16 protein-coding genes and 6 pseudogenes are annotated in these 22433 nt (G+C 65.3%); 16 read left to right on the top strand and 6 right to left on the bottom strand.

The genetic code is table 11. The features are described from left to right. The first annotated feature begins 228 nt into the window (after nucleotides 1-228). Nucleotides 229-960, top strand: a complete 732-nt coding sequence (locus G6N41_RS02995; RefSeq protein ID WP_198966556.1) for an acetyltransferase — start codon at nucleotides 229-231, stop codon at nucleotides 958-960. A 39-nt stretch (nucleotides 961-999) separates the two neighbouring features. Here G6N41_RS02995 and G6N41_RS02990 read toward each other — a convergent pair whose 3' ends face one another. Beyond that, nucleotides 1000-2220, bottom strand: a complete 1221-nt coding sequence (locus tag G6N41_RS02990) for an N-acetylmuramoyl-L-alanine amidase (RefSeq protein ID WP_198966555.1) — start codon at nucleotides 2218-2220, stop codon at nucleotides 1000-1002. A 193-nt stretch (nucleotides 2221-2413) separates the two neighbouring features. On the opposite strand from G6N41_RS02990, the gene G6N41_RS02985 reads away from it, so the two are divergent. The 4 genes from G6N41_RS02985 to G6N41_RS02970 all read left to right on the top strand — a co-directional run bounded on the left by G6N41_RS02985 (nucleotide 2414) and on the right by G6N41_RS02970 (nucleotide 3673). Further along, a complete protein-coding gene (locus G6N41_RS02985; RefSeq protein ID WP_198968086.1) occupies nucleotides 2414-2629 on the top strand; it encodes a hypothetical protein in 216 nt (71 codons plus the stop codon). A gap of 72 nt (nucleotides 2630-2701) precedes the next feature. Next, on the top strand, nucleotides 2702-2983 hold the full coding sequence (locus G6N41_RS02980; protein WP_198965176.1) for a hypothetical protein: 282 nt from the start codon (nucleotides 2702-2704) through the stop codon (nucleotides 2981-2983). After that, nucleotides 2959-3114, top strand: coding sequence for a hypothetical protein (locus G6N41_RS02975; protein WP_198965232.1), 156 nt, complete (start codon nucleotides 2959-2961; stop codon nucleotides 3112-3114). The genes G6N41_RS02980 and G6N41_RS02975 overlap by 25 nt, the downstream gene beginning before the upstream one ends. 10 nt (nucleotides 3115-3124) lie before the next feature. After that, nucleotides 3125-3673, top strand: coding sequence for a hypothetical protein (locus tag G6N41_RS02970; protein WP_231608476.1), 549 nt, complete (start codon nucleotides 3125-3127; stop codon nucleotides 3671-3673). On the opposite strand, the gene sigM is transcribed toward G6N41_RS02970, so the two are convergent. The 4 genes from sigM to G6N41_RS02950 all read right to left on the bottom strand — a co-directional run bounded on the left by sigM (nucleotide 3651) and on the right by G6N41_RS02950 (nucleotide 11219). Then, nucleotides 3651-4373 (bottom strand): RNA polymerase sigma factor SigM, encoded by a 723-nt coding sequence (gene sigM / locus G6N41_RS02965; protein ID WP_231608795.1) that lies wholly within the window; start codon nucleotides 4371-4373, stop codon nucleotides 3651-3653. The genes G6N41_RS02970 and sigM overlap by 23 nt on opposite strands. Before the next feature lie 62 nt (nucleotides 4374-4435). Then, entirely contained in the window at nucleotides 4436-8098 is a 3663-nt protein-coding gene (gene murJ / locus G6N41_RS02960; protein ID WP_407663718.1) for a murein biosynthesis integral membrane protein MurJ, read from the bottom strand. Further along, nucleotides 8095-10476: a hypothetical protein gene (locus tag G6N41_RS02955; protein WP_198966553.1), complete on the bottom strand. Its 2382-nt coding sequence runs from the start codon at nucleotides 10474-10476 to the stop codon at nucleotides 8095-8097. The genes murJ and G6N41_RS02955 overlap by 4 nt, the downstream gene beginning before the upstream one ends. Then, complete coding sequence (locus G6N41_RS02950; protein WP_198966552.1) at nucleotides 10473-11219, bottom strand: NUDIX hydrolase; 747 nt, start codon at nucleotides 11217-11219, stop codon at nucleotides 10473-10475. The genes G6N41_RS02955 and G6N41_RS02950 overlap by 4 nt, the downstream gene beginning before the upstream one ends. A 165-nt stretch (nucleotides 11220-11384) precedes the next feature. On the opposite strand from G6N41_RS02950, the gene G6N41_RS02945 reads away from it, so the two are divergent. The 8 genes and pseudogenes from G6N41_RS02945 to G6N41_RS27810 all read left to right on the top strand — a co-directional run. Next, nucleotides 11385-12830 (top strand): CCA tRNA nucleotidyltransferase, encoded by a 1446-nt coding sequence (locus G6N41_RS02945; RefSeq protein WP_198966551.1) that lies wholly within the window; start codon nucleotides 11385-11387, stop codon nucleotides 12828-12830. Between the two features lie 24 nt (nucleotides 12831-12854). Beyond that, nucleotides 12855-13304, top strand: a pseudogene (locus tag G6N41_RS02940) (pullulanase). A 191-nt stretch (nucleotides 13305-13495) separates the two neighbouring features. Continuing rightward, nucleotides 13496-13810: a DUF2563 family protein gene (locus tag G6N41_RS02935; protein ID WP_020731163.1), complete on the top strand. Its 315-nt coding sequence runs from the start codon at nucleotides 13496-13498 to the stop codon at nucleotides 13808-13810. 410 nt (nucleotides 13811-14220) lie between these two features. Then, the gene (locus tag G6N41_RS02930; protein ID WP_198966550.1) at nucleotides 14221-16176 is read left to right on the top strand and encodes a putative alpha/beta hydrolase; all 1956 of its coding nucleotides are present in this window, start codon (nucleotides 14221-14223) and stop codon (nucleotides 16174-16176) included. Next, complete coding sequence (locus tag G6N41_RS02925; RefSeq protein WP_231608794.1) at nucleotides 16139-16744, top strand: hypothetical protein; 606 nt, start codon at nucleotides 16139-16141, stop codon at nucleotides 16742-16744. Before G6N41_RS02930 ends, G6N41_RS02925 begins: the two co-directional genes overlap by 38 nt. Nucleotides 16745-16854: 110 nt before the next feature. Next, nucleotides 16855-17166 (top strand): WXG100 family type VII secretion target, encoded by a 312-nt coding sequence (locus tag G6N41_RS02920; protein ID WP_012396964.1) that lies wholly within the window; start codon nucleotides 16855-16857, stop codon nucleotides 17164-17166. Next, nucleotides 17159-17449, top strand: coding sequence for a WXG100 family type VII secretion target (locus G6N41_RS02915; RefSeq protein WP_012396963.1), 291 nt, complete (start codon nucleotides 17159-17161; stop codon nucleotides 17447-17449). Before G6N41_RS02920 ends, G6N41_RS02915 begins: the two co-directional genes overlap by 8 nt. A 4-nt stretch (nucleotides 17450-17453) precedes the next feature. Then, nucleotides 17454-18324 (top strand): annotated as a pseudogene (locus G6N41_RS27810) (ADP-ribosyltransferse); the annotation flags it as partial. Between the two features lie 49 nt (nucleotides 18325-18373). Here the strand turns inward: G6N41_RS27810 and G6N41_RS02900 are convergent. Continuing rightward, a pseudogene (locus tag G6N41_RS02900) lies at nucleotides 18374-19250 on the bottom strand (IS5 family transposase). A 48-nt stretch (nucleotides 19251-19298) separates the two neighbouring features. On the opposite strand from G6N41_RS02900, the pseudogene G6N41_RS02895 reads away from it, so the two are divergent. The 3 pseudogenes from G6N41_RS02895 to eccD all read left to right on the top strand — a co-directional run. Beyond that, nucleotides 19299-19691: pseudogene (locus G6N41_RS02895) on the top strand (ESX secretion-associated protein EspG); the annotation flags it as partial. A 93-nt stretch (nucleotides 19692-19784) separates the two neighbouring features. Next, nucleotides 19785-20810, top strand: a pseudogene (locus tag G6N41_RS02890) (MinD/ParA family ATP-binding protein). Then, a pseudogene (gene eccD / locus G6N41_RS02885) lies at nucleotides 20807-22336 on the top strand (type VII secretion integral membrane protein EccD). Before G6N41_RS02890 ends, eccD begins: the two co-directional pseudogenes overlap by 4 nt. The last annotated feature ends 97 nt before the right edge of the window (nucleotides 22337-22433 follow it).

The following is a 22433-nucleotide window of genomic DNA, read 5'->3' as shown; positions in this document are numbered from 1 at the left end:
GCCAACACTGGCCCCATCCCGGCCCACTCTCTTATTCTGGAGAGGTTGTCGTTGGCACATCAGCCGGGAGACAACTGGCTGTTGCTATCGCCGTGTGACAACGCGAGCCGCGGGGCGGTTCGCGGAGGAGCGGGGCTGCCGACATCGCCTTGCAACGACGCGGGCCGGGCGGCTTAGCAGAGGTGCAAGAAACGATTGCTGCAATACCGCACGGAGGCCAGGAGACTAGTGTCTGCTCGTATTACAGCGCTGCGGCTCGAAGCCTTCGAGCAGCTTCCCAAGCATGCGCGCCGGTGCGTCTTCTGGGAAGTGGATCCCGCGACCCTGGGCAACAACGACCACCTCGCCGACCCGGAATTCGAAAAGGAAGCCTGGCTGTCGATGGTCATGTTGGAATGGGGCTCGTGCGGCCAGATCGCCACGGCAATCCCGGACGAGCGTAGCGACGCTGAACCGGCCTGTCTGGGCTATGTGTTTTATGCGCCGCCACGAGCGGTACCGCGGGCCCACCGCTTTCCGTCCGGGCCGGTGTCCGCCGACGCGATCCTGCTGACCTCGATGGGCATCGAGGCCGGCGAGGACACCGAGGACTTGTCGCACAGTCTGATCGTCGGAGTCATCGACGAACTGGTGCGCCGCGGCGTGCGTGCCGTGGAGGCGTTCGGCCGCACCACCGCCTCCGCCGAGCTACAAGACTCGAATGCCGTCACCCCTGAGCTGCAACCGGTGCCGGCGGCTCTCGGTGACTGTTCGGTGGAGCACTGCATGCTGGACGCCGACTTCTTGATCGACGTGGGTTTCGTTGTGGTGGGGCCGCATCCGTACTTCCCTCGCTTGCGCCTCGAGTTGGACAAGGGCCTGGGGTGGAAGGCCGAAGTCGAGGCCGCGCTGGAACGGCTCTTGGAGAATGCTCAATTGCAGCAGCCGGTGGGAGCCGGCGCTGCGAGTTGCAGTCCGTAAGTATACAGAACGCCAACGGTTCTGGCGGTATGGGCTGGTTTAGGAACCGCTGAGGCGGCTGGCTCGCTCCACGGACAGTTCGTGGGCCAGCAGCTCGGCGAATGTGAATGTGCCCGTGGGCCGGTCATTCTTGCCGAGCAAGTAGAGCCGCTTGACCGCGGCGAGAATACCTTCGGCTATGGCATCGCGGGTTCGTGTCGAGAACAGCAGCTCGCGATCGAGCGGGTTGGTGATGTAACCGATGTCGACCTGAACGGTAGGCATCCGGGTCAATCGCAATAGATCCCAGGTGCGTCCGTGTGTGCGGCAGTCTTGTAAGCCCGTGCGTGCCACCACTTCTCGCTGAATGAAGTCGGCGAGGTTGCGGCCGATGGTCGATACCGAACCGTGCGAATTACCGAAGTGAAAGGATGCGACACCGTTGGCCGAAACGCTGGTCTGAGTTTCGCAGCGCAGACTGATCATCAGGTCTGCACCAACGGCATTAGCGGTAGCGGCCCGCTCGGCATCCGACGGGCTGGTGTTCGCCGGCCGGGACAAGAAGGTCTCCATGCCGATTGCCGACATGCCGGCTTCAAGTCGACTTGCCAAGTCCCACAGCACGTCCGCTTCGCTGACCGGTCCGGCTTCACCGTGCGCGATCAGGCCACGGTCGCTACCTCCGCGGCCCGGATCAATGATGATGCGCTTGCCCGACAGCTTGGGACCTGACCGGCGGACCAGTTCCTCTTCCCGAATCGCATGCGGTGAGCCACCGCTGACGCGTGAACTCAGAAAGTACAACGACCGCAACGTCTCTGCACCGCAGATACCGTCGGCGGACATCCCGTACTCGCGCTGGTAGGACATCAGCGCATTGTGGGTTTGGAGCCCGAAATATCCATCGACCAGCCCGGTGTAGAAACCCAGGTCCTGTAGGCGGGCCTGCAGCGTCGCGACGTCATCACCGTAGAGCGGCGCACCGAACTGGTGATAGAGCGTGCGTGCACCGAGGCGATAGGAGGCCTCTCTGAGCGCTCGATAGGTTGCCTCACCGACGATGCCGTCGACAAGCAGTCCCCGATGTTGCTGGAAGGCGCGCACCGCGTGGTCGAGCTCGGGGTCGAACAGCTCGAGCGCGATGTGGCGCCCGGTGCTCAGGTCTTCGTCGGGATTGTCCAGCATGCCCAATGCGGCCAGTGCAGCCCGGATCTCCGCGACGGCGGCGCTGCGGTCACCACAGCGCAACATGCCGCCGTCTTCGCGGCGCGGACTCGGCATACAAGGGCCCTCCGGGACTAGCGGACATCGCTGACAAGTGCACGACAATTAATTGGCATTGTCGCAGATCCTCGCCGATTTCGGGAAACCCCGGCAAGCATCACGAGAAATGCCCGTGAAGCGTCCTCGGTGGATCACGTAAAAATGCCCGCGAAACGGTCGATCCTTGGCAGGCATGGGAAGTGGGCTGTCGATGTCGTCTCGGGCCGAGATCACCGCGAAGTTCGACAGGGGGTATGTGGGGGCGCCGAAGGCGGGCAAGGGGCAGATTCTGGATCAGGTGGTGGCGGTCACCGGCTGGTCGCGTGACAACGCCCGGCGGCGGTTGAGGGCGGCGGCCGCGCCGGCGGGAGCGGGTCGGCAGGTCGCCAAACGGATTTGCCGGCAACGTAATCCGAAGTACTCCTAGGATGCGCTCAAGGTGTTGCAGAAGGTGTGGGCGGCCTCAGGCGGGCAGTGCGGCCGGTACCTGGCCGCTTCCATGGCACTTCAGTTGGATGCTCTAGAACGCCACGGCGAACTGGTGGACGGCCGTGACCGTTACGGCCCGGCGGTGCGTGCCGAGCTGTTGGCGATGAGCAGCGCCACGATCGACCGCTACCTGCGCGGCGCCAAGGCCCGCGACCAGATCTCGGGTGTGTCGACGACGAAACCCTCCCGCTGCTGCGGTCCTCGATCACCATCTGCAAAGCAGGCGATGAGGCCGAAGAATCTCCGGGGTTCTTCGAAGGCGACACCGTGGCGCACTGCGGCCCGACACTGAAAGGTGAGTTCGCCCGCACGGTCAACCTCACCGACATGCACATCGGCTGGGTGTTCACCCGCACGGTGCGCAACAACGCCCACCCCACATCCTGGGCGCCCTCAAAACCGGAATTACTAAAATCCCTATAAGGTAACGGGTTTGGACTTCGACAACGGCACCGAATTCCTCAATAAGGCGGTCATCAAGTGGGCCGCGGACATGGAGATCTTCTTCACCCGCTCACGGCCCTACAAGAAGAACGACCAGGCCACCATCGAGTCCAAAAACAACCACCTCGTGCGTCGCTACGGGTTCTACTACCGCTACGACACCGACGAAGAACGCGCCGTGCTCAACCGGCTGTGGCACCTGGTCAACGACCGGCTCAACTACCTGACCCCCACCATCAAACCCATCAGCTACGGCTGCAGCCGCGACGGTCACCGCCGCCGGCTCTACGACAAGCCCCAGACCCCCCTGGACCGGCTGCTGGCCGCCGGAGTCCTCTCAGCGGCCCAACAAACAGAGCTGCTCACCTACCGCAACAGCCTCAACCCCGCCGCGATCGCCCACCAGATCGCCGACCTGCAAGCCGCCCTGCTCAGACTCGCCAAAGACAAGACCGAACAGCTCTACCTCGCCGCCATACCCGCCGCTCTACCCGCCCTCAAAGCCGGCATCCGCATCAAAAGCAAGACCACCACCTGACCCCGATTTCGCGGGCATTCCTTACCTGATGCATGAACCAGGTTTCGCAGGCATCTTGACTCGATGCATCACGCGGGCAGTCCCCGCCCGGCGGGTATCCGGGCCGGTCGGGCGAGCTCATGTCCACGGCGTTGATGTCGGCATCGAGGTAGCCCAGCAGCCGCGCGAGCCGGGCCCGACCACGGGCACAACGGCTCTTGACGGTGCCTTGGGCCACGCCCAAAAGCAATGCCGTGTCGGCGATCGAATACCCCTGCATATCGACGGCGACCACCGCGGCACGTTGCTCGACGGGAAGGCGCATCAGGGCGCGGCGCACCAGGATCGCTGTCTCGACACGGGTCGTCGCATCGGGCACCGGGTAGACATCTTCGAGTGGCACGGTTGGCCTGGACTTGGCCCGGCGCAGCCGGTCCAGACAGGCATTGACGACGATGCGGTGCAGCCAACTGGTGACCGCCGCGTCCTGGCGAAACGAGCCGGCACAGTTGTGCACCGAGATCATCGCTTCCTGAAGCGCGTCCTCGGCGTCCTCCGGGGTTTGACTGGTGAGCCGCGCCAGGTGGTAGAGCTGCCGATGATGGCGGCGAAACAGCTCCTCGAACGCGAGCTGTTCCCCGGCGACGAAAGCCGCCAACAGCTCGGCATCGGTGCGCTGTCGCGCGGTGTCCCTGCGTTGCCGCTTGCCCCCGAAAGCCACGGGCGGACATTAACCAATGCCCGGGCCGTCGAGCACTTCACCCCGACGCGCGGTGCGCTGCGTTAGGAGGCGGCCCGGATCGTGAGCCCGGAGATGGCGGAGCGGCTCTTGCCGTCCGTGGTGCCCAGCGTTGAAATCCACACCAGCAGGTTGGAGGTGGGGGAGGAGGCATTGACCGCGATGGTGTTCGAACCCGGCTTGAGTGCGGTAGCCGAGGTGAGCACGGTGGTGTCACCCAGCTTCGACGGGTTGGGAGTTGGTGACGAACGAATCTCCACCTTGGTGCCGGTGCTGGGAACGTCGAGGGTGACCGAGCCGACCACGGTGGGCTGCGGAAGTTGCAGCATCAACCCGACACCATTCTTGAAGCCCGGGAACGGAACCGGGTCGTTGTAGGTGTCGGTCTCCCAGGACGTGGTGGAATCGCCATCGATGGCCATGTCGGCTTGGCCCGGGTTATCGGCTTCGCCATCCGGTGAGAAGACGGTGGCCTTGGTGGGTTTGACGACGCTGCCGGCCGGCGCCGAACTGGCGGCCGCAGAGGTGGACGCGGTGGGGGCGTTGAGGCCGAGCTGGTCCCGGTCGAGGCCGCCGCCGACGTTTCCGAACATCTTGTTGAGCACCGAGGCCAACACCAGCAGCGCTACCAGCAGAATCGCGGCGCCCGCGCCGATCCCGATCAGCAGGTTGCGGCGGCGGCGCCCAAAGGTTGCACCCGTGGGTGCGGGGGAGCGGGCGGGGGCGGGCGGCGCGGGTGGTTCGATCGGGCCCAGCACCTCGGTCCGGTCGGCCACCGCGTTCGCCTGCTGTAGTAGGTTCAAAAGTGTTGAGGCGCTGCGTATCCCGCCGTCCTCTTGAACCGACCGGACGGTCACCGCCGAGATCTGGAACGGGATGTCGCGATCGACGGCGGCGGGCTCAACGGGATTGCCGGACGCATCGCGTTCGGCCGGCGCAAACCCACTGTCTGCCCCAGCCTCCGGCAGCGGCCACCGGTTGACCAGCAAGGCATACAGCGCGGCGCCGATGCCTCGGATGTCGTCCTGCGGATTGGCGTCGGGCATGGTCGCCGGGTAGGCGAGCACCACATCACCTTCGATGCTGACCCGGACCCGGCCCGGGTGGTCCAGCGACAGGGCCACGCCGGCCCGATGGGCGGCGTCGGCGGCCGCCGCGAGCGACTGCATGGCCCGGATGGCCCCGACCGGCGAGGGTGCCGTGTCGGCGACTTCCTGCAGCGAGCCGCCGCGAATCCACTCCGACACCACCAGCCCGCCGGAGGCGGTGTGCAGTACGTCAAGCACCCGGGCGACGCCCGGCTTGTCGATCCGGCTCAGTCGCAGGGTGCGGGCCAGAATCTCCTGCAGGACATCTTCGGGCAGGGTGCCATCCGGGTCGACGAAGGTCAGCGCCACCTGTCGATCCAGGGCGGTATCGAGTGCCTGCCAGAACTGCAACGGCGGGATACCGCCGTGGAAGACGAGCAGCCGGTAGCGGCCGTTGGCGATGCGGGCACCCGGGACCAGATTGACATCGTCTTGCGGCGCCGAGGGTTCCGCACTGCGCTCGCGTGGAGCGTCGAACGGAATGGGTCCGCGGGTGTATCCGACGGAATCGCCGTTCGACTGATCCGAGGGGCGTTGACTCGCGCCACGGCCCCGGTCTGGGCCGGCCGGAATGTCGGGTTGAAAATCGTCGGCGACTGGCCGCGGCAGATCGATATCCGACGCGGAACTCGATGAGGCGGTGCTATCCGATGGGCGGTCGGTCACCGACGGTCCTTTCGCTATCCCGGCCCTGATCACCGGGGGTTTGCGCCGGATCGGCTCCTGGACCACATTTTCCCCCGGCAGGGACGACTTCCTTTGCTCAGGGTACGTGACGTCGTGATCGCCAGACGATGGATCCAGCACAGCTACGCTGCGTGGACCCGGTTTGCCAAGGCGCGTTCCGATCCGGTTGCGGACCACGTTGAGAGCCGCCTGTGCCTCGGGCACCTGCCCGGCGAGCAGCACCGCAATCACGATGGGCGCCATGATCACGCCCAGGATGAGTAGCCGCAGCAGCGAACCGATTCCGCCATCGAACACGGTCAACTGGCCTAGCCCGGCAAGCCGATCCACCACATAGGCCAGCAGTCCGGCCAGCAGCGACGCGGCGATGGTCACCAGGATGGTGTGCACCTCACGGGTGCCGACCAGTTGGCCGCCACCGGGGCGCAGCGCACGTCGCAGCAGGTAGTAGCCGACGATCGCGCCGGCCAGGAATCCGAGCCCGTTGGCCAGTCCCAGATAACCGGCGACCATGTCGGGGTCATTGGTGAGGTGCGGCGCCAACACCGAGGCGCCGATCTTGACGCTGGTGATGATGATGATGATCAGGATCGGAGTCCAGGGTTGCTCGCGGGCGTAGAACACCCGCAGTCCCAGCAGCACCAGCGCATAGGGGATCAGCGTGAAGGCCGACAGTGCGATCGCCGCGCCCAGATATCCGGCGTCGACCTTGCCGAAGTTTCCGTAGGCGAACAGCGCGCTTCCCATTGCCGACCCGCCCACGGTCATGAATGCGACCGTGGGGATGAGGGTGATCATCGTCAGACGGGTGGCCAGCGACAGGTCGGCGAGCACGGCTGGGATGTCCTCGGCGGCGGCGTTGCGACTCAGCCGCGGCATCACCACCGTCAGCACGGTTACCCCGATCATGCCGAACGGCAGCATCAGCACCAGCCAGGTGTAGTTGTAGATGGCCGGCCCCGAAGCCGCGGCCCCGCTGGCGATCTGGTTGCCGACAATCAGCCCGAGCTGGCTGACCAGCACATACAGCACCATGGCGGCGGCCATGGCGCCGAACCGCTTGAGCCGGTCATCGATTCCCCACAGCGGCCGCAGGCTGATGTGCTGGCGCCCAATCGCGACCAGCAGCACCGCGGCCTGCGCGAACACGCCTAGCGTGGTGCCGACACCAAGCACGAGCAGCTTGGCATTGCCCATCTTGACCGGATCGACGGCCAGCTCGCCGGGGACTGCCAGGTACACCAACAGGGTCGCGATGGCGACGACGTTGTTGATGACGGGCGCCCAGGCCGGCGGCCCGAACACGTTTCGAGTGTTCAGGATCGCCATGAACACCGACGACAGCCCATAGACCAGCACCTGAGGCAGCAGCAGGTAGGCAAAGGCGGTGGTCAACGGCTCGTTGACCTGTGGGTCGCGGCTCAGCATCAACCGCACCAGCAGTGGCGCGGCCAGCACCGACAGCGAGGTTGCCACGATCAGCAGCGTGGTTGTCAACGTCACGAGCCGGCGCACGAAGGCGGCCCCACCGTCGGGATCGTCCTGCTCGGCGCGAGCCAGGACCGGCACGAAGATCGCGGTGAACGTTGCCTCCAGCACTAGCGCGGCGACCAGGTTCGGCAGCTGATTGGCCACCGAGAAGGAACTCGACAGCGCCGCGCCCAAAATGGCGGCCAGCAGCACAATCCTGGCGAAACCCGTGATCCGGCTGACCAACGTCGCCAAGGCCATGCCCCACGACCGCGATACCAGCGCGGCATCGGAGAGTTCAGCGCGCTTCGGTGGCCCCGCAGCCGCCTGGCCGTAGGTCACCGTGAGCCGCTCGGGAAGCCGTCGAGGGTCCGGCGCTGAAACCGGACCCCGTGGTGCGGGCGGTCGCGCCGGAGGGCTTTCCTGCGGCGCTGGTGGGATTCGCCGCGGAGCCGGTTTCATACTCGGTGCTCTTCATCGACCCGATGGTCGGACGCGGCGTGCCGGGCGGCGGGAGGATCGGGCCGGTCCATGTCGGCACGGTCGGGCTGACCGCGGAAGCGATGCCAAAGCCGCCGTCCCGCCAGCGCCACCAGCACAGCGGCGGCCGTCAGCGTGATCGCGAACAGCACCTTGCCGTAGGCGTTGGAATGCACGGACAACCGCACGGGTTCGCCGAGCGCCATGCCGTCGGGAGTCTTGAGCGTCACGTCGATAGCGACGCGCTGGGTGAAATTCACTTCGATCGGTACCCGAATGGGCAGGTACCCCGGCGGCAGCTCGATCTCACCGAGATCGGTGACCGTCATGCCGGGCGGCGCGTCGACCTCAAGCCTGACTCGGATGGGCACCGCTAAGCCGTTGTGCAGGGCCAGGGGCAGGGGGCTGTGTTCGGTGGCCAGGGTGTAGGAGCCACCCGGATTGACGATGGTGACCGCACCAAAGAAGTCGTTGATCGTGTTGCCGACCACCGCCAGCCGTTGCTGAGCCAAGCCGTTGCGGGTATCGGGCGGTACCGACTGGCTCAAAGCGCGCAGCATGTCCTCGCGAAGTGGTGCGGTGTACTGCGCCCCGGTCAGTCCGGTGCGGTCGTCGGTGGTCATGGCCGACGTCAGTTTCCACAGGCGACCACTCTGATCGGAGATCTGGGCGGTGACGTCATCGTCGAATCGGCCCCGTGCCGAAGGGTAGGGACCGGGCGGCTCCGGCGGCTCGGTGTGCGCCGCCGCCTCGGAGATCAGGGCCGACAGCGGCCGCGGCACCGCCAGGCCGGAGTGAATGGTGGTGGCCAATGCGGTCAGGATCAGCTGTGCGTCATCGCTGTGCAGGTCCCAGGTGGTGGGCGGGACCAGGATCTGGGTGCGTGGTGCCGCCTCCCCCCACAAGCTGCGCCACAACATGGCACCCAGGGCGTCTTGGCGGCGTGCGGTTGGCGAGTCGTGGGCGATGTGTACCGACAGCGAGGAGTCCAGGTAGGTGGGAACGGTCGGGTTACTCCCCGCGGCCGCCAGGGCGGCGCCGACGGCCGGGTCGAACGGGGCGGCGACCACCTCAGCCGACAACCGTCGGGGTGCGGTATCGGCGGTGGCCCAGCCGCCTTCGGCGGCGACGTGCGCGGAGAAGTCGGCGGCCGCGATGGTGACCATTCCGCCGTCGGCGTTGAGGAGGTCGACCGCGCGGCTGGTCAGCGGTCCGTCCGGCAGTACCGCCGCGCCCCGTACCGACTTGACGTCGAGGATCCGATCGACGATGTCGGCGGCGCTGATGACGGCAATGTTGCTCAACCGGGGATCGTTGACGCGCTGCAAGGCGTCCAGGTCGGCCTGGGCGTAAGGCAGTGTCACCACGCATGTCCGCCGGGCTAGCGTACGCAGGCGGTCCAGCCAGATGTTTGCGGCCGCCTGGCCGGTCCCCGGATGTGTCGGGGTGCCGGGCAATTGAGCGGGGCCGTCAGGGGAATCGGATACGACGTAGCCCGCGCTCATCGCGTTGACGGTAACGAGCAGGTCGGGGTCCACGGCCAGACAGATAGAGCGGGTGACGGTGCCCTCCGGGTCGACGTCGCGGCTGGTGGCCAGTTCGGCGGCGGAGAGCAGGGTATCCAGCCTGCCCCCGCTGGCCAGCGAGCTGGCCAGGTCGTCATCGATCAGCCGTACCGGAATGGTCCCGCCGGGAACGCCGGGGGCCAATCGAGGCCGATCGGCCAATGGCCACAGCATGGTGATCCAAACCGGCTTGTCGGTCTCGGGCGTGACGGGAGCGTCGAAGTCGGCGTCACGATCGGGGGGCACCCCGACGACGGGCAGCAGGAAGCGCGCGTTGTCCAGACGGGCCGGCGCACCGTAGTCGGGCGTCCCGTTGACGTTGACCAGCACCGGGAAGATTCCGGGACCATCGATGGACAGCGATGGTTTGGTCAGCGAGCGCAACGGCGCCGACAGGGTGAAGCCGACTTGTTGGCCCCGCCGCAGTTCCGAGGACACCGTGAGGAAGTCCGCGGCCGGCTGGTACTGGTCCGTGCTGCCGTCCAGCGACTTCCGTAGCGCCGACGACGACGTGACCGCGGCGGCGTGTTCTAGCCGGACCATGACATCGCGAACCGGGCGGTCGCCGATGTTGGTCACCATGCCGCTGACCGTGATTACCGGGTCGCTTGTGGTGGTGACCAGGTCTGGGGTCACTTGATCGATTCGGACCTGCACGAACGGCATCGCACCGGGCTCGCCCGCCGATGCGCGGGGCGCGGCGGGCGCAGTGAGCACTACCGCGAACCCGGCAACGATGCCGATCACGGCGGCGAGGCGCCGCATCCCGGACCAAGGGAGTCGCAACGCGGTCACGGCCCCGGTCCGTGACCGTTCTTGCGTCCGGGTGGGGATCCTTCGGCTGCGTGACGAGTGCGTGAGTGATTTTGGGGCCGTCGGCGCGGCGCGCTGGGCGGCAACGGCGGGAGCGCGGTGGGACCGTCGGTCTGCAGCTTGTCGATCAACTCGTCGGCGACTTCGGCCAGCCGCCGTTCATCGGCGTAGGCCAGCCGCGACGGGAGTTCCGGAATCGGCACCCACGCGACCTCGGTGACCTCGAGATCATTGTCGGAGAGTTCTCCGCCCAAGAACCGCATCAAGTAGTGGTGCACGGTCTTGTGCACACGCCGGCCGTCGGTGACGAACCAATAGTCGATGCGACCCAGCGCGGCGAGCACGCCGCCGCTAATGCCGGTTTCCTCGGCGACCTCGCGGATCGCGGTCTGTTCGGCGGTTTCATCCATCTCGATGTGGCCCTTGGGCAGTGACCACAGCATGCGTCCGCGCCGGTCTATCCGGCCGATCAGCGCCGCGACCTGCTCGTCGCGCGGTCCGTCGATACCGTCGATGACCAGGCCACCGGCCGATGTTTCGTGCACGGTCCGCAACCGGTCCGGACGGCCGCGACGGGGGAGGCGGGGTCTGCGGCCCTTGGTGGGCGCCGGGTTCGGGTCGGTGGACTCGGCGTTGTCCGTATGATTCTCGGCTGAGCGTGCAGCGCCACGTCCGCGACGCCGGCCTCGGCGTCGACGTGGTTTGGCTTGTTCGCCCTCCGACACCCAAGCGATATTAGCTGGCGGGAGCGGGTCTTCAGGACGCACTCGCCGTCGCCGGCCGCATCCGCGGCCTCGCGCCCCGATTTCGGTGCCGGATCCGGGGGCGGTGGGCACCCGTTACCGGCCGTCTGGTCGCGCGGTGGAGTCTGGTGACTAGGCTGATCGAACGTGCCTGAAACCGTCCAGGATGCCGACCTGCTGACCGCCGCCGCGGTAGCCCTCAATCGGCACGCCGCCGTGCTTGGTGAACTCGGATCGGCGTTCGCCGATGCGGGTCACGACTTGTATCTGGTCGGTGGTTCGGTTCGGGATGCCCTGCTGGGCCGGTTGAAGTCCCCCGACCTGGACTTCACCACCGACGCCCGCCCGCAACAGATACTGAAGATCGTGCGCCCCTGGGCCGATGCCGTGTGGGACACGGGCATCGAATTCGGGACGATTGGCATCGCCAAGAACGACTACCGCCTGGAGATCACGACCTTCCGGGCCGACAGCTACGACCAGGTTTCACGGCACCCCGAGGTCCGTTTCGGCGAGCGCCTCGAACACGACCTGGTGCGCCGCGATTTCACCGTGAATGCGATGGCCGTGCGGATCACGGCCAGTGGCCCGGGCGAGTTCCTCGATCCGTTGGGCGGTTTGTCGGTGCTGCGCGACAAGGTGCTCGACACGCCGGCCGCCCCTTCGGTGTCCTTCGGTGACGACCCGCTGCGAATGCTGCGAGCCGCGAGGTTCGTCTCCCAGCTCGGCTTCGCCGTGGCACCGCGGGTGCGGGACGCGATCGAAGAAATGGCCCCGCAACTGGCACGCATCAGCGCCGAACGGGTCGCCGCTGAGCTGGACAAGCTACTGCTGGGCGAGAATCCGGTGGCCGGCATCGACCTGATGGTCCACACCGGAATGGGCGAGGTGGTGCTCCCCGAGATCGGTGGCATGCAGATGGCCATCGACGAACACCACCAGCACAAGGACGTCTACCAGCACTCGCTGACCGTGCTGGGCCAAGCGATCGAACTGGAAGACGACGGACCGGACCTGGTGCTGCGGTGGGCGGCGCTGCTGCATGACATCGGCAAGCCGACCACCCGACGCCACGAGGCCAACGGCGGTGTGAGTTTCCACCACCACGAGGTGGTGGGCGCCAAGATGGTGCGCAAACGGATGCGCGCCCTCAAGTACTCCAAGCAGATGGCCGACGACGTCTCGCAGCTGGTGTATCTGCATCTGCGATTCCACGGCTACGGCGATGGGAAGTGGACGGACTCGGCGGTGCGGCGCTATGTCACCGATGCGGGACCGCTGCTGGCGCAACTACACAAGCTGGTGCGCGCCGACTGCACCACGCGCAACAAGCGTCGGGCCGCGCGGCTGCAAGCCAGCTATGACCGGCTCGAGGAGCGGATCACCGAACTGGCCGCCCAGGAGGACCTGGACCGGGTGCGACCCGATCTGGATGGCAACCAGATCATGACGCTGCTCGACATTCCGGCCGGTCCTCAAGTCGGTGAGGCGTGGCGCTATCTCAAAGAGCTGCGGCTCGAGCGTGGACCGTTGACCATCGAGGAAGCCAAGGCCGAACTGCTGTCCTGGTGGCAATCGCGGGGGAACCCCTAGCGGAGGCGTGGCGTCCAAGTAGGAGTGGACTACTGCATCGGTGGCGAGGACGGAACGGCGGCCATCTGGCAGCGCCCGCCCGATCTCGACTTGGACGGTGACGGGCGGCTTGACGCCATCGGGCTGGACCTCGACGGCGACGGCATGCGCGATGACGCATTGGCGGACTTCGACGGTGACGGCATGGCCGACCATGGCATCTTCGACTTCGACAACGACGGCACCCCCGAAGCCGTGTTTACCGACGACGGCTCGGGGACGTAGGCGGTCGGCGCTGAGCGCGGCGGGCAACTGCGTTGGTTCGGTCTCGATGGTGTCGAGCACACCGGTGGACCCTTGGTCGACTTCGACGGGCGCGGGCAAGCCGACGATCAGTTGATAGATGCCGACGGCTACGGGGTTGCCGACCGGGCGCTGTGTCCGGAAGAGGAGGGGATCACCGGATACGTCGATACCGATGGCGACGGCCAATGAGATGTGCGGATCACCGATTCCGACGGTGATGGGACCGCCGATGGTGCCAGCGCATTGTGAGGCCTTGATCAAGGTGAATTGACCACCAAAGGTGGGCGTCACTAGCGTGGCGGCCAGGATGAGAGGGACGGCGACGCATCGGGGACCGCGACAGGGCGTTGCCGGGCGACTTGGACGAGACAAGGCTGGCCATGTTTGTTGACACCGGACTGCTGCACCTGGGGGGAAACGAATCACACCGAGCCGGGGGACACGCCCAAGAAGGCGCCGATCGTCTCGCGCTGGGGCCGCTCATGTCAGGAATGTTCGGCGACTTCGCCGCCGCCGATGCGTTTCACAACTCCGTGCACTCGGCGCATGCGCAACACGTGCGGAACCTGCAGGCCCATCAGGAAGCACTGACGGCGGTCGGCAGCAACGCACACTTGGCCGCCAAGGGATTCACCGCCATGGATGAGCACAACGCCGAAGCGCTGCAAGCGGTCCGGTGGAGTGCGGGTACATAAGTATCCCGAGCATCGCGAACGACCTGCAGATCCGCCGTCCAGGGACAAACCCTTTACGGACTATGGCAATGAATGGCGCAAGGGCCGGGGGCGGGTCGGCCGCCGCTGAAATAGCGAAGGTCCGGTGCGGCCACAAGGTGACTTGACCGGCGATTTCGCGGTAGTAATCTTGCTGCCGGCGCGGGAGGGTTCACGATGTTGATCGACACCGGTTTGCTGGAGAGCGATGGATGCCGCCGGACGCACGGGCATATCCAAAGTAGTGCGCCTCAGTTCGGGTGTCGAGCGCTGATGCCGGGTATCGTCCTCGATTTGCCGTCGCAGCGGGCGCGACTCAGCGCACGTCGCACGCCGCGCGCATCAACCACCTCAAGAGGCTCGAGTCACGCCACGACGCTGTGGACGGTGCGATGCAACTCCGGTACATAAGCATCCCGCTTCTGATTGCCGAGGCCGGCGGTGACCCGTGGGCGATCAATCAGAGTCTGCAGCTTGGTCGCCCGGCCCAGATATCAGACCTAGCAACGGCATTTCACGATGCGGGCAGATCGACCACCGAGGCGGACACGGCCTTCGAGCAAGCACGACGCCGTTTCGAGACGTCCTGGAATCGGGAGAACGGCGCTCACCCGATCAACGATTCGCCCCAGGTCCAGGGGCTGACCACTTCGTTGAGATCGCAGGCTGCCAGGCTGCCGGAAATCGGGCTCCAATTGGACAACATTGCCGGCGGTCTGGCCGGGGCGCAGCGGTCAGCGACTGGCCAGATTGTGGGCCTGGAGGCGCAGCTGCGCGACATCGACAGTGAAATTGGCGAGGTGCTGGCGCTGGAACACGGCGCCCAACTGACAACCGCGGACAGACGGGCCCTCGAGGCGCTTGTTTGCGCACTTGAAGATCAAGCCGTCGGCGACACGCAATCGGCAGTGAGTCAATTGCATTCGATACGAGCGGGATACGCGGGCCTGCTGCACCAAGCCCTGACCAGTCTGAGCGCCGACGGCTTCGATCCGGCGGCTATCCAGGCCTTGGACGCCCCGCAGTCTCCGGCCGAACCCGCTGAGGTGATTGCGATCCCTGCGCCTACCGCGAGTGCCGAGGAGGTCAAGAAGTGGTGGGATTCGTTGAGTCCGCAACAGCGAGGGCGATTCATCGACGAACATCCACCAGAACTGGGCGATCTCAACGGCATCAACGCCATCACTCGTGATTTGGTGAACCAGGCCGTGATGGACGACGACATCACCCGGGTGGAAAGCGTGGCAATGCAACGCGGCGTCTCGGCTGACGACATCGTGAACAACCCGCAGAAGTATGGGCTTTCGGGCTCGGATGTCACGCGCTATCGAAATGCCATCAGGACCCGCGACGGTCTCATCTATGACCGGGAGCACGCGACCGATGACCCGAGGCCCGTCATGCCGTGGGCATACGACCCGTTGGCCTTCAACGGCGAGGGCAAAGCGGCGATCGCCATCGGCAACCCGGACTATGCACGCAATACCGCCGTGATCGTGCCGGGAACCGGCAGCAGCGTGGCGCAGGGCTGGATGTCAGACCACGACGATGCGACCAACCTTTATGATCAGGCCCTCGCCGCAGACCCTGAGCACCACTACACAGCGGTGATCGCCTGGATGGGATATGACGCCCCCAACGGATTTTCCGACGTGAGAGTCACAGAGCCGGGGCTCGCGCGCAGCGGCGGTGCACTGCTGGCCAACGATGTGAACGGGCTTTGGGTCACCCACAACAGCCTGACGCCCCAACATGTCACCGTAATTGGACACTCCTACGGATTGACCACGGTAGCCGATGCGTTTCCCGGCAGCGGCATGCACGCGAACGACGCAATCCTCATAGGATGTCCTGGAACCGATCTCGCGCGCAGTGTAGCCGACTTCCATCTCGACGGAGGACAGGTCTACGTCGGGTCGGCCTCTACGGACCCGGTCAGCTGGATCGGCGAATCCAGCGGTGTACCTGGCGAATTACTCAAAGGCAAACTCAGGGAGTATGGGGTGCCGATTCCGTTGGATGCCGGCTTGGGTCGTGATCCGGCCGGCGACGGCTTTGGATCAGTCCGCTTTCACGCGGAAGTACCTGGCTCAGCAACGATGGACCGACACGACCATTCGCATTACTACGTGATGGGCAGCGAGTCGCTGCGCAGCATTACCGATATCGCCAGCGGCCATCCAGACCGACTTGCGAGCGACGACCTGATTGCCGAGGGGCGGCGGCAGCCGCACGTCGGACCGTTCCGGGTCCCCGGCGTTCCGGCATACATCGATCCAGAAAGCGACCGTCCACGAGACACCGTCCATGATGACCACCACTATCCCGCTTACCAACCGCCGCGCTGATCACCGCGCCCGATCCCGCACTGCACTGCGGCATATCGGGGTGGCGATGGCTGTGCTCGTCTTGGGAGGATGTTCACTGATGAGACCGCACCGTCCCGAGATCGATCAGCCGGCTCATCCGCTGTCGGACCAACAGGCCCGCGATCAAGTCATCGAACCGGCCAAACAGATCGCCAGCTTTGCAGGCCTGCAGGATCCAACCGGACGCTTCGACTTCTCGTCATGCAATGACCAAGGCGATCCGCCATATCGCGGCCTGGTCTCCATGAGTTTCGCGTGGCCCACTGACGACACCGGGGGCTATCCCGCTGCAGCCGAACCGAATACGGTCTTTCAACAGATCGCGACCGACATGGTTGCTCACGGCTGGAGTGATGGCCCTCCGCCTGATTGGCACCCCTTTGGCCGCGTCCTGAACAAGAACGGGGTGGTGGCGGTGCTGACCCAAAGCTCCGCTAGCGGGAAGGGCAGCATCCAGCTCTACGGCGAATGCCTCAATACGACCAACCATCGCCTCGAGGGCACGACGATGGGCTCCCGCATTGACGAGCAGCTCCGCGGAAAGTAACAAGCCATGTGGCATTGAGTTGGACATGGCTGTCCAGGTGCGCTGGGTGGGCCCAGGGCGGGGCGGCCAGGTGAATTGCGGACGCGCCTCCGGGTGGCTAGGTTGCCGACATGGATGCTGACGGCACGCTAAGTGCGAATGCCGCTGCGATGCTTGGCTTCGCGGAATCGCTGCGTGGTGCTGCCGAACATCTTCAAGGCGAACTGGCTGAGCTGGAAGGACAGGTTGGCGACATGTTGGGCGGGTGGCGCGGCGCGTCGGGGAGTGCATTTGCCTCGGCATGGGAATTGTGGCGCCGCGGTGCCGGAGAGGTGCAGTTGGGGCTGTCGATGCTGGCGGAGTCGGTAGGCCAAGCGGGCGCGGGCTATCAGGCCAACGAGGCGGCGTCAGCGCGGGCTCTACGTGAGTTGGGCCATGGCTGATCCCTTCCGGGTGGATCCCGCCTCGCTGTCCGATGCGGTAGCGCGGATGGCGGAGTTTGGTCGTCACGCGGAAGCCATGATTGCTGAAATCGAATCCCTGGTAACCAGATTGCACGTGACATGGACGGGCGAGGGCGCGGCAGCCCATGCCGAGGCGCATCGGCATTGGGCCGGTGGCGAAGCGATGATGCGCGAAGCGCTTGCTCAGTTGCGGTCCGCGGGACACAGCGCGCACACCAACTACACCGCGGTCATGTCAGCGAATCAGAGCATGTGGTCATGAGCTGATGGCGCCGCTGGCCGTGGATCCCGCGGCCCTCGATGGCGCTGGCGCCGCGGTGGTAGCTGCCGGCGAGGGGCGGGAGCCGGTGATCGCATCGTTGTCCGCTGTGCTGGCGGGTTGTGCCGGGATGGCCGGGGACGATCCGGTCGGCGCGGCGGTTGGGCGTGGCTATGACAGGGCAGCGGCCAAGGTCTTCTCGGCCATGGCGGCTACCCGAAATGGGTTGGGCAGCATCGGAGACGGCGTCCGCATGTCGGCCCACAACTATTCGCTGGCTGAGGCGATGTCGGACGTAACGCGGCGGGCGGCCGCGCTCCCCGCCGACGTTGACCAGCTGCATTGTCGCGGCCTCCGCACCGTCGGCGGTCGGGACTGCTGACAGCGCACCGGCGGGTTGGGTATGGGTAGCCCCATACATAGGAAGGATCTGGCCGACGGGCAACTCGAGCAAGTTGCGCACAGCAGCTTCGGAGTGGACAGCGGAGGGCACCAAGTTCGCGCTGGTAGAGACCCAGCTGACGGCGGGTCCACTGGGCGCAATCCGTTCGCAGCAGCTTCCAGAGTCAGGACTCATCGAGCGAGCGTTTCCTGATGCCTACATCAGCACGACCTCCGTTGTGGGGCAATGTCAGACGATCGCCGCTCAACTCGACAGGTATGCGGACCAGATCGACGAGGTGCACGCGGCGATTCTGGACTTGCTGGCCCGCATCTGCGACCCGCTGACCGGGATAAAAGAAGTGTGGGAGGTTCTGACCGGCGAGGACGAAGACGAGATTGAGCGGATCGCCCATGACATCGCCGCAGTGGTAGATCATTTCGCCGCCGATGCAAACGCGCTAAGTGCACAATTCAACGCCGCACTGGTCCAGGCCGAACACCGTGCTTGACACGATGGCCCGACATGCGGCTAGGTCCTGTCTGCTAATTGCGGACGCGGTGGTAGGTGATGATGGCGGCCAGGGTGGCACCGCTGAGGTAGGTCAGGGCGTATTTGTCGTAGCAGGTGGCGACCGCGCGCCAGTGTTTGAGCCGGTTGAAGCTTCGCTCGACGGTGTTGCGGTGCTTGTAGATTCGGCCTGAGAACCCCGGAGGCCGTCCTCTGTTGCGGCCTTTGGCTTTGCGGCGGGTGATCTGGTCGCTGCGCTCGGGGATGGTATGGGCGATCTTGAGCCGGCGCAGCTGTGCCCGCGTCGAGTCATGGGAGTACGCCTTGTCCGCCAGCAGGTGAAACGGGGCGTATGAGTTGCTGCACCGGGCGGCCAGCAATGGCCAAAGCATCGGATTATCACTGGCTTGACCGGCCGACAGTGCCAGGGTGACCGGACTGCACAGCTGGTCGGTCAAGGCGTGGATCTTGGTAGTCAGCCCGCCGCGGGAATGCCCAATGGCGTGGTCATCGGGCTCATGGAGATATTTCTTGTAATTCGACAGATCCCCCCTGTGCGGCGCCCGGGGCGCGCGCTCCGGCTGCGTGTTGGTGGGCGCGCACACTGGTCGAATCGACCGACAACAGTGCGCCCAGGTCGGCGTCCTCGGCGTCGAGGTCAGAGGCGATCGCCGCGAAGATCCGCGCGTAGATGCCATCGACCGACCAGCGTAGATGCCTCTCGGCCACCGATTGCCAGGGACCGAAGTGCTCGGGCAGGTCACGCCACGGAGATCCCGTACGGTAACGCCAGATAATGCCCTCCAGAGTACGTCGATGATCGTTCCACGGCCGGCCACGCCGCCGCCCCGCAGGCAACACCGCCACGATCAGCGACCACAAATCATCAGAAATCGCATGCGTCCGCATCACCCAAACAGCATCAGCCAAAACACCATTCACATTAAGCAGACACGCCCTAGGCCGGTCACGCTGGATTCCGAGGAACTGCTGCAATCGGTACGAGACGCCGCCGGTTTGCGCTCGTTCCTGCTCAGTCAGCGCCTCGACGTCGACCACCTGCAGATTGTCACCATGGCCGCAGACCCCGCGCGCTCGGCGCAGGCCACCATCGTGGCTTTGCAGGCCGGTGTCGGGCCAGAAAGCTTGGCGCGGATCGTCGTCGGGGATTCCACGGTTGCCATCGTCGACACGCCCGCGGGTCGTATCTGCGTGGAGAGCGTGCTGTCGGGGCGGCGGCGCTACCAAGTGCTCGCACCGGGGTCGCGCACCGACATCAGTGGAGCGGTGCAGCGCCTCATCCGTCGCCTACCCGCCGGTGAGGAGTGGTACTCCTACCGGCGTGTGGTGTGAATAACATTGCCATGGAAATAGCAACGACTAACGCGCTTGCAGCGTTAGTCGGCGGGTAAACGAGGAATCACTAATTATGTTAGCATCGCGGTCGTGACAAGCCCTTGGAATGATCCGAATATGTCGGACGAAGGGACGCTCGGACGGAGTGATCCGTCGGTCGGGCGCAACTTTCGCGATTCGGTATCTGACACAATGCGTATTACCGATCTGGCGGCACCCAGGAAAATTCCTCCTGGGTCGGGTTGGCGCAAATTTATTTACAGCGCTTCATTTCATAAAATAAATCCGGGTTAATCGCCGAGTGAGCGGCACTACCGTGACTTGCAAAACCGTATTCGGTGGCACATTCGCCGGCAGTACGTCATCACGATTGTCTCCGGCAAGGGAGGGGTAGGGGCCACCACGATGGCCGCCTGCATCGGCGGCGTGTTCCGTGAGTGCCGCCCCGAGAACGTGATTGCCATCGATGCGTTCCCAGGATTCGGCACACTGGCCGACCGCATCGATGAGTCGCCGCCGGGGGACTACGCGGCGAGCATCAATGACACCGACGTCCAGGGCTACGCGGACATCCGCGAACACCTCGGGCAAAACGCGGTGGGTCTGGATGTGCTGGCCGGTAATCGAACGTCCGACCAGCCCAGACCGCTGGTGCCGGCGATGTTCTCCGGAGTGCTCTCCCGGCTACGGCGGACCCACACCGTGATCATCGTCGACACTTCTGCAGACCTCGAGCACGACGTCAAGAAGTCGGTGCTGCAGAGCACCGACACACTCGTTTTCGTCTCGGGCATCACCGCAGACCGGTCCCGGCCGGTGCTACGGGCGGTGGACTACCTGCGTTCGCAGGGCTATCACGAGTTGGTTTCGCGCAGCACGGTGGTCATCAACCACACCGATGCCATCACAGACAAGGATGCGCTCGCCTACCTGACCGAACGGTTCACCAAGGTGGGGGCAATTGTGGAAGTGATGCCTTTTGATCCGCACTTGGCGAAGGGCGGGATCATCGACACGGTGCACGAATTGAAGAAGAAATCGCGTTTGCGGCTATTTGAAATCACCGCCGGCCTTGCCGACAAATACATTCCGGATGCCGAGCGGACCGCGCCGTGACATCGCCGCATAAGGTCGCCTTCCCGGCGCGTTGTGCGGTCAATATTTCTTACGACAAACACCTGTGCTCCCAGGTATTCCCCGCCGGAATTCCGGTGGAGGGATTCTTTGAGGGAATGGTGGAGCTTTTCGACGCCGACCTGAAACGCAAAGGCTTCGACGGTGTCGCGTTGCCGGCGGGTAGCTACGAACTGCACAAGATCAACGGCGTCCGGCTAGATATCAACAAAAGTCTCGACGAACTGGGTGTCCAAGACGGCGACACATTGGTGCTGGTGCCCCGGGTGGCCGGTGAGTCGTTCGAGCCCCAGTACGAATCGCTGTCGACGGGATTGGCGGCGATGGGCAGGTGGCTCGGCCGAGACGGTGGGGACCGGATGTTTGCGCAGGTGACTCCGCTGACCGCAGCTCACACCGCGATCGCGATCATTGCCATGGCTATCTCGGTGGTAGTGGCCCTCACATTGCGGGCACGGACCTTCTCCGACAGCTTGATCCCCGCCGCGGTGGCCGGTGGGATTGCCGTGTCACTGGTTATTGGGGCGTTGGTGGTCCGGTGGGGATGGCGCGAGCGCCGTGACCTGTTCAGCGGCTTCGCCTGGCTGGCCGTTATGGCGCTCGCGGTCGCCGGCGCGTGTGCGCCACCTGGCGAACGTGGCGCCGCGCATGGGCTTATCGGTGTCGTGGTCGTGATCCTGGGCGCGATCGCGATAGGTGTGGTGACCGAGAAGCGTTGGCAGACCGCCATCGTCACGGCCGTAGTGACCATATGCGGGATTCTCGCCGCTGTTGCTGCGGTACGCATGTTCCGGCCGGCGTCGGTGCAGGTGTTGGCGATTTGCGTTTTGGTCGCACTACTTGTGCTGGTGAGGATGACTCCAACCATCGCGCTGTAGGTGGCGCGGGTGCGACCACCCCATTTTGGATCGATCACGGGCCGCGATCTGTTCGCGCGCCGCGAGGGGATGCCGGTCGACACGGTGTCTCCGGTCGGCGAAGACGAAAGCGAGGACGAAGACAACGAACTGACTGACATCACGGCGCGCGGAGCCGCGATCGCCGCCTCGGCCCGGTTGGTCAACGCGGTGCAGGTAGGGATCTGCATCGGGGTATCGGTCGTACTGCCCGTTGCCGTATGGGGGGTCCTGACACCCGGGCGATCGTGGGCGTGGCTGGCGCTGCTGGTGGCGGGCCTGGTGGTGGGCATCTTCATCACCCAAGGCCGTGGATTCGCGGCCAAGTATCAGGCGGTCGCCTTGGTGTGCGGGGCGTCCGCTGCGGTGTGCGCCGCAATTCTCAAGTACGCCCTGGCCGCCCCGAGGAACCTGCCAGGCGGTTTGGTCTTGCCCGTGGTTGCAGTCGCGGCGTTCGCCGCATTGGGCTTGGCCGCCGCGCTTCTGGTGCCGGCCACTCGGTTCAGGCCGTTGATCCGGTTGACCGTGGAATGACTTGAGGTGCTGGCCATGATCGTGTTGCTGCCCGCGTCGGCAGCGCTAGGGGGGCTCTTCTCTTGGCTACGCCACTAGCCTGGGCCTGCGCACGGACCGCTGCTGTCACCGTCGCCGTCACACTTGTGGCCCTGTCGGCGAATCTTCCCGCCGCATGGGCTATCTCACCTCCATC

Origin of the sequence: Mycobacterium shottsii (assembly GCF_010728525.1) — a bacterium.
Lineage (GTDB): Bacteria > Actinomycetota > Actinomycetes > Mycobacteriales > Mycobacteriaceae > Mycobacterium > Mycobacterium marinum.
Note: the sequence above shows the minus strand (reverse complement) of the source record. Positions and strands in the feature narration are given on the sequence as shown.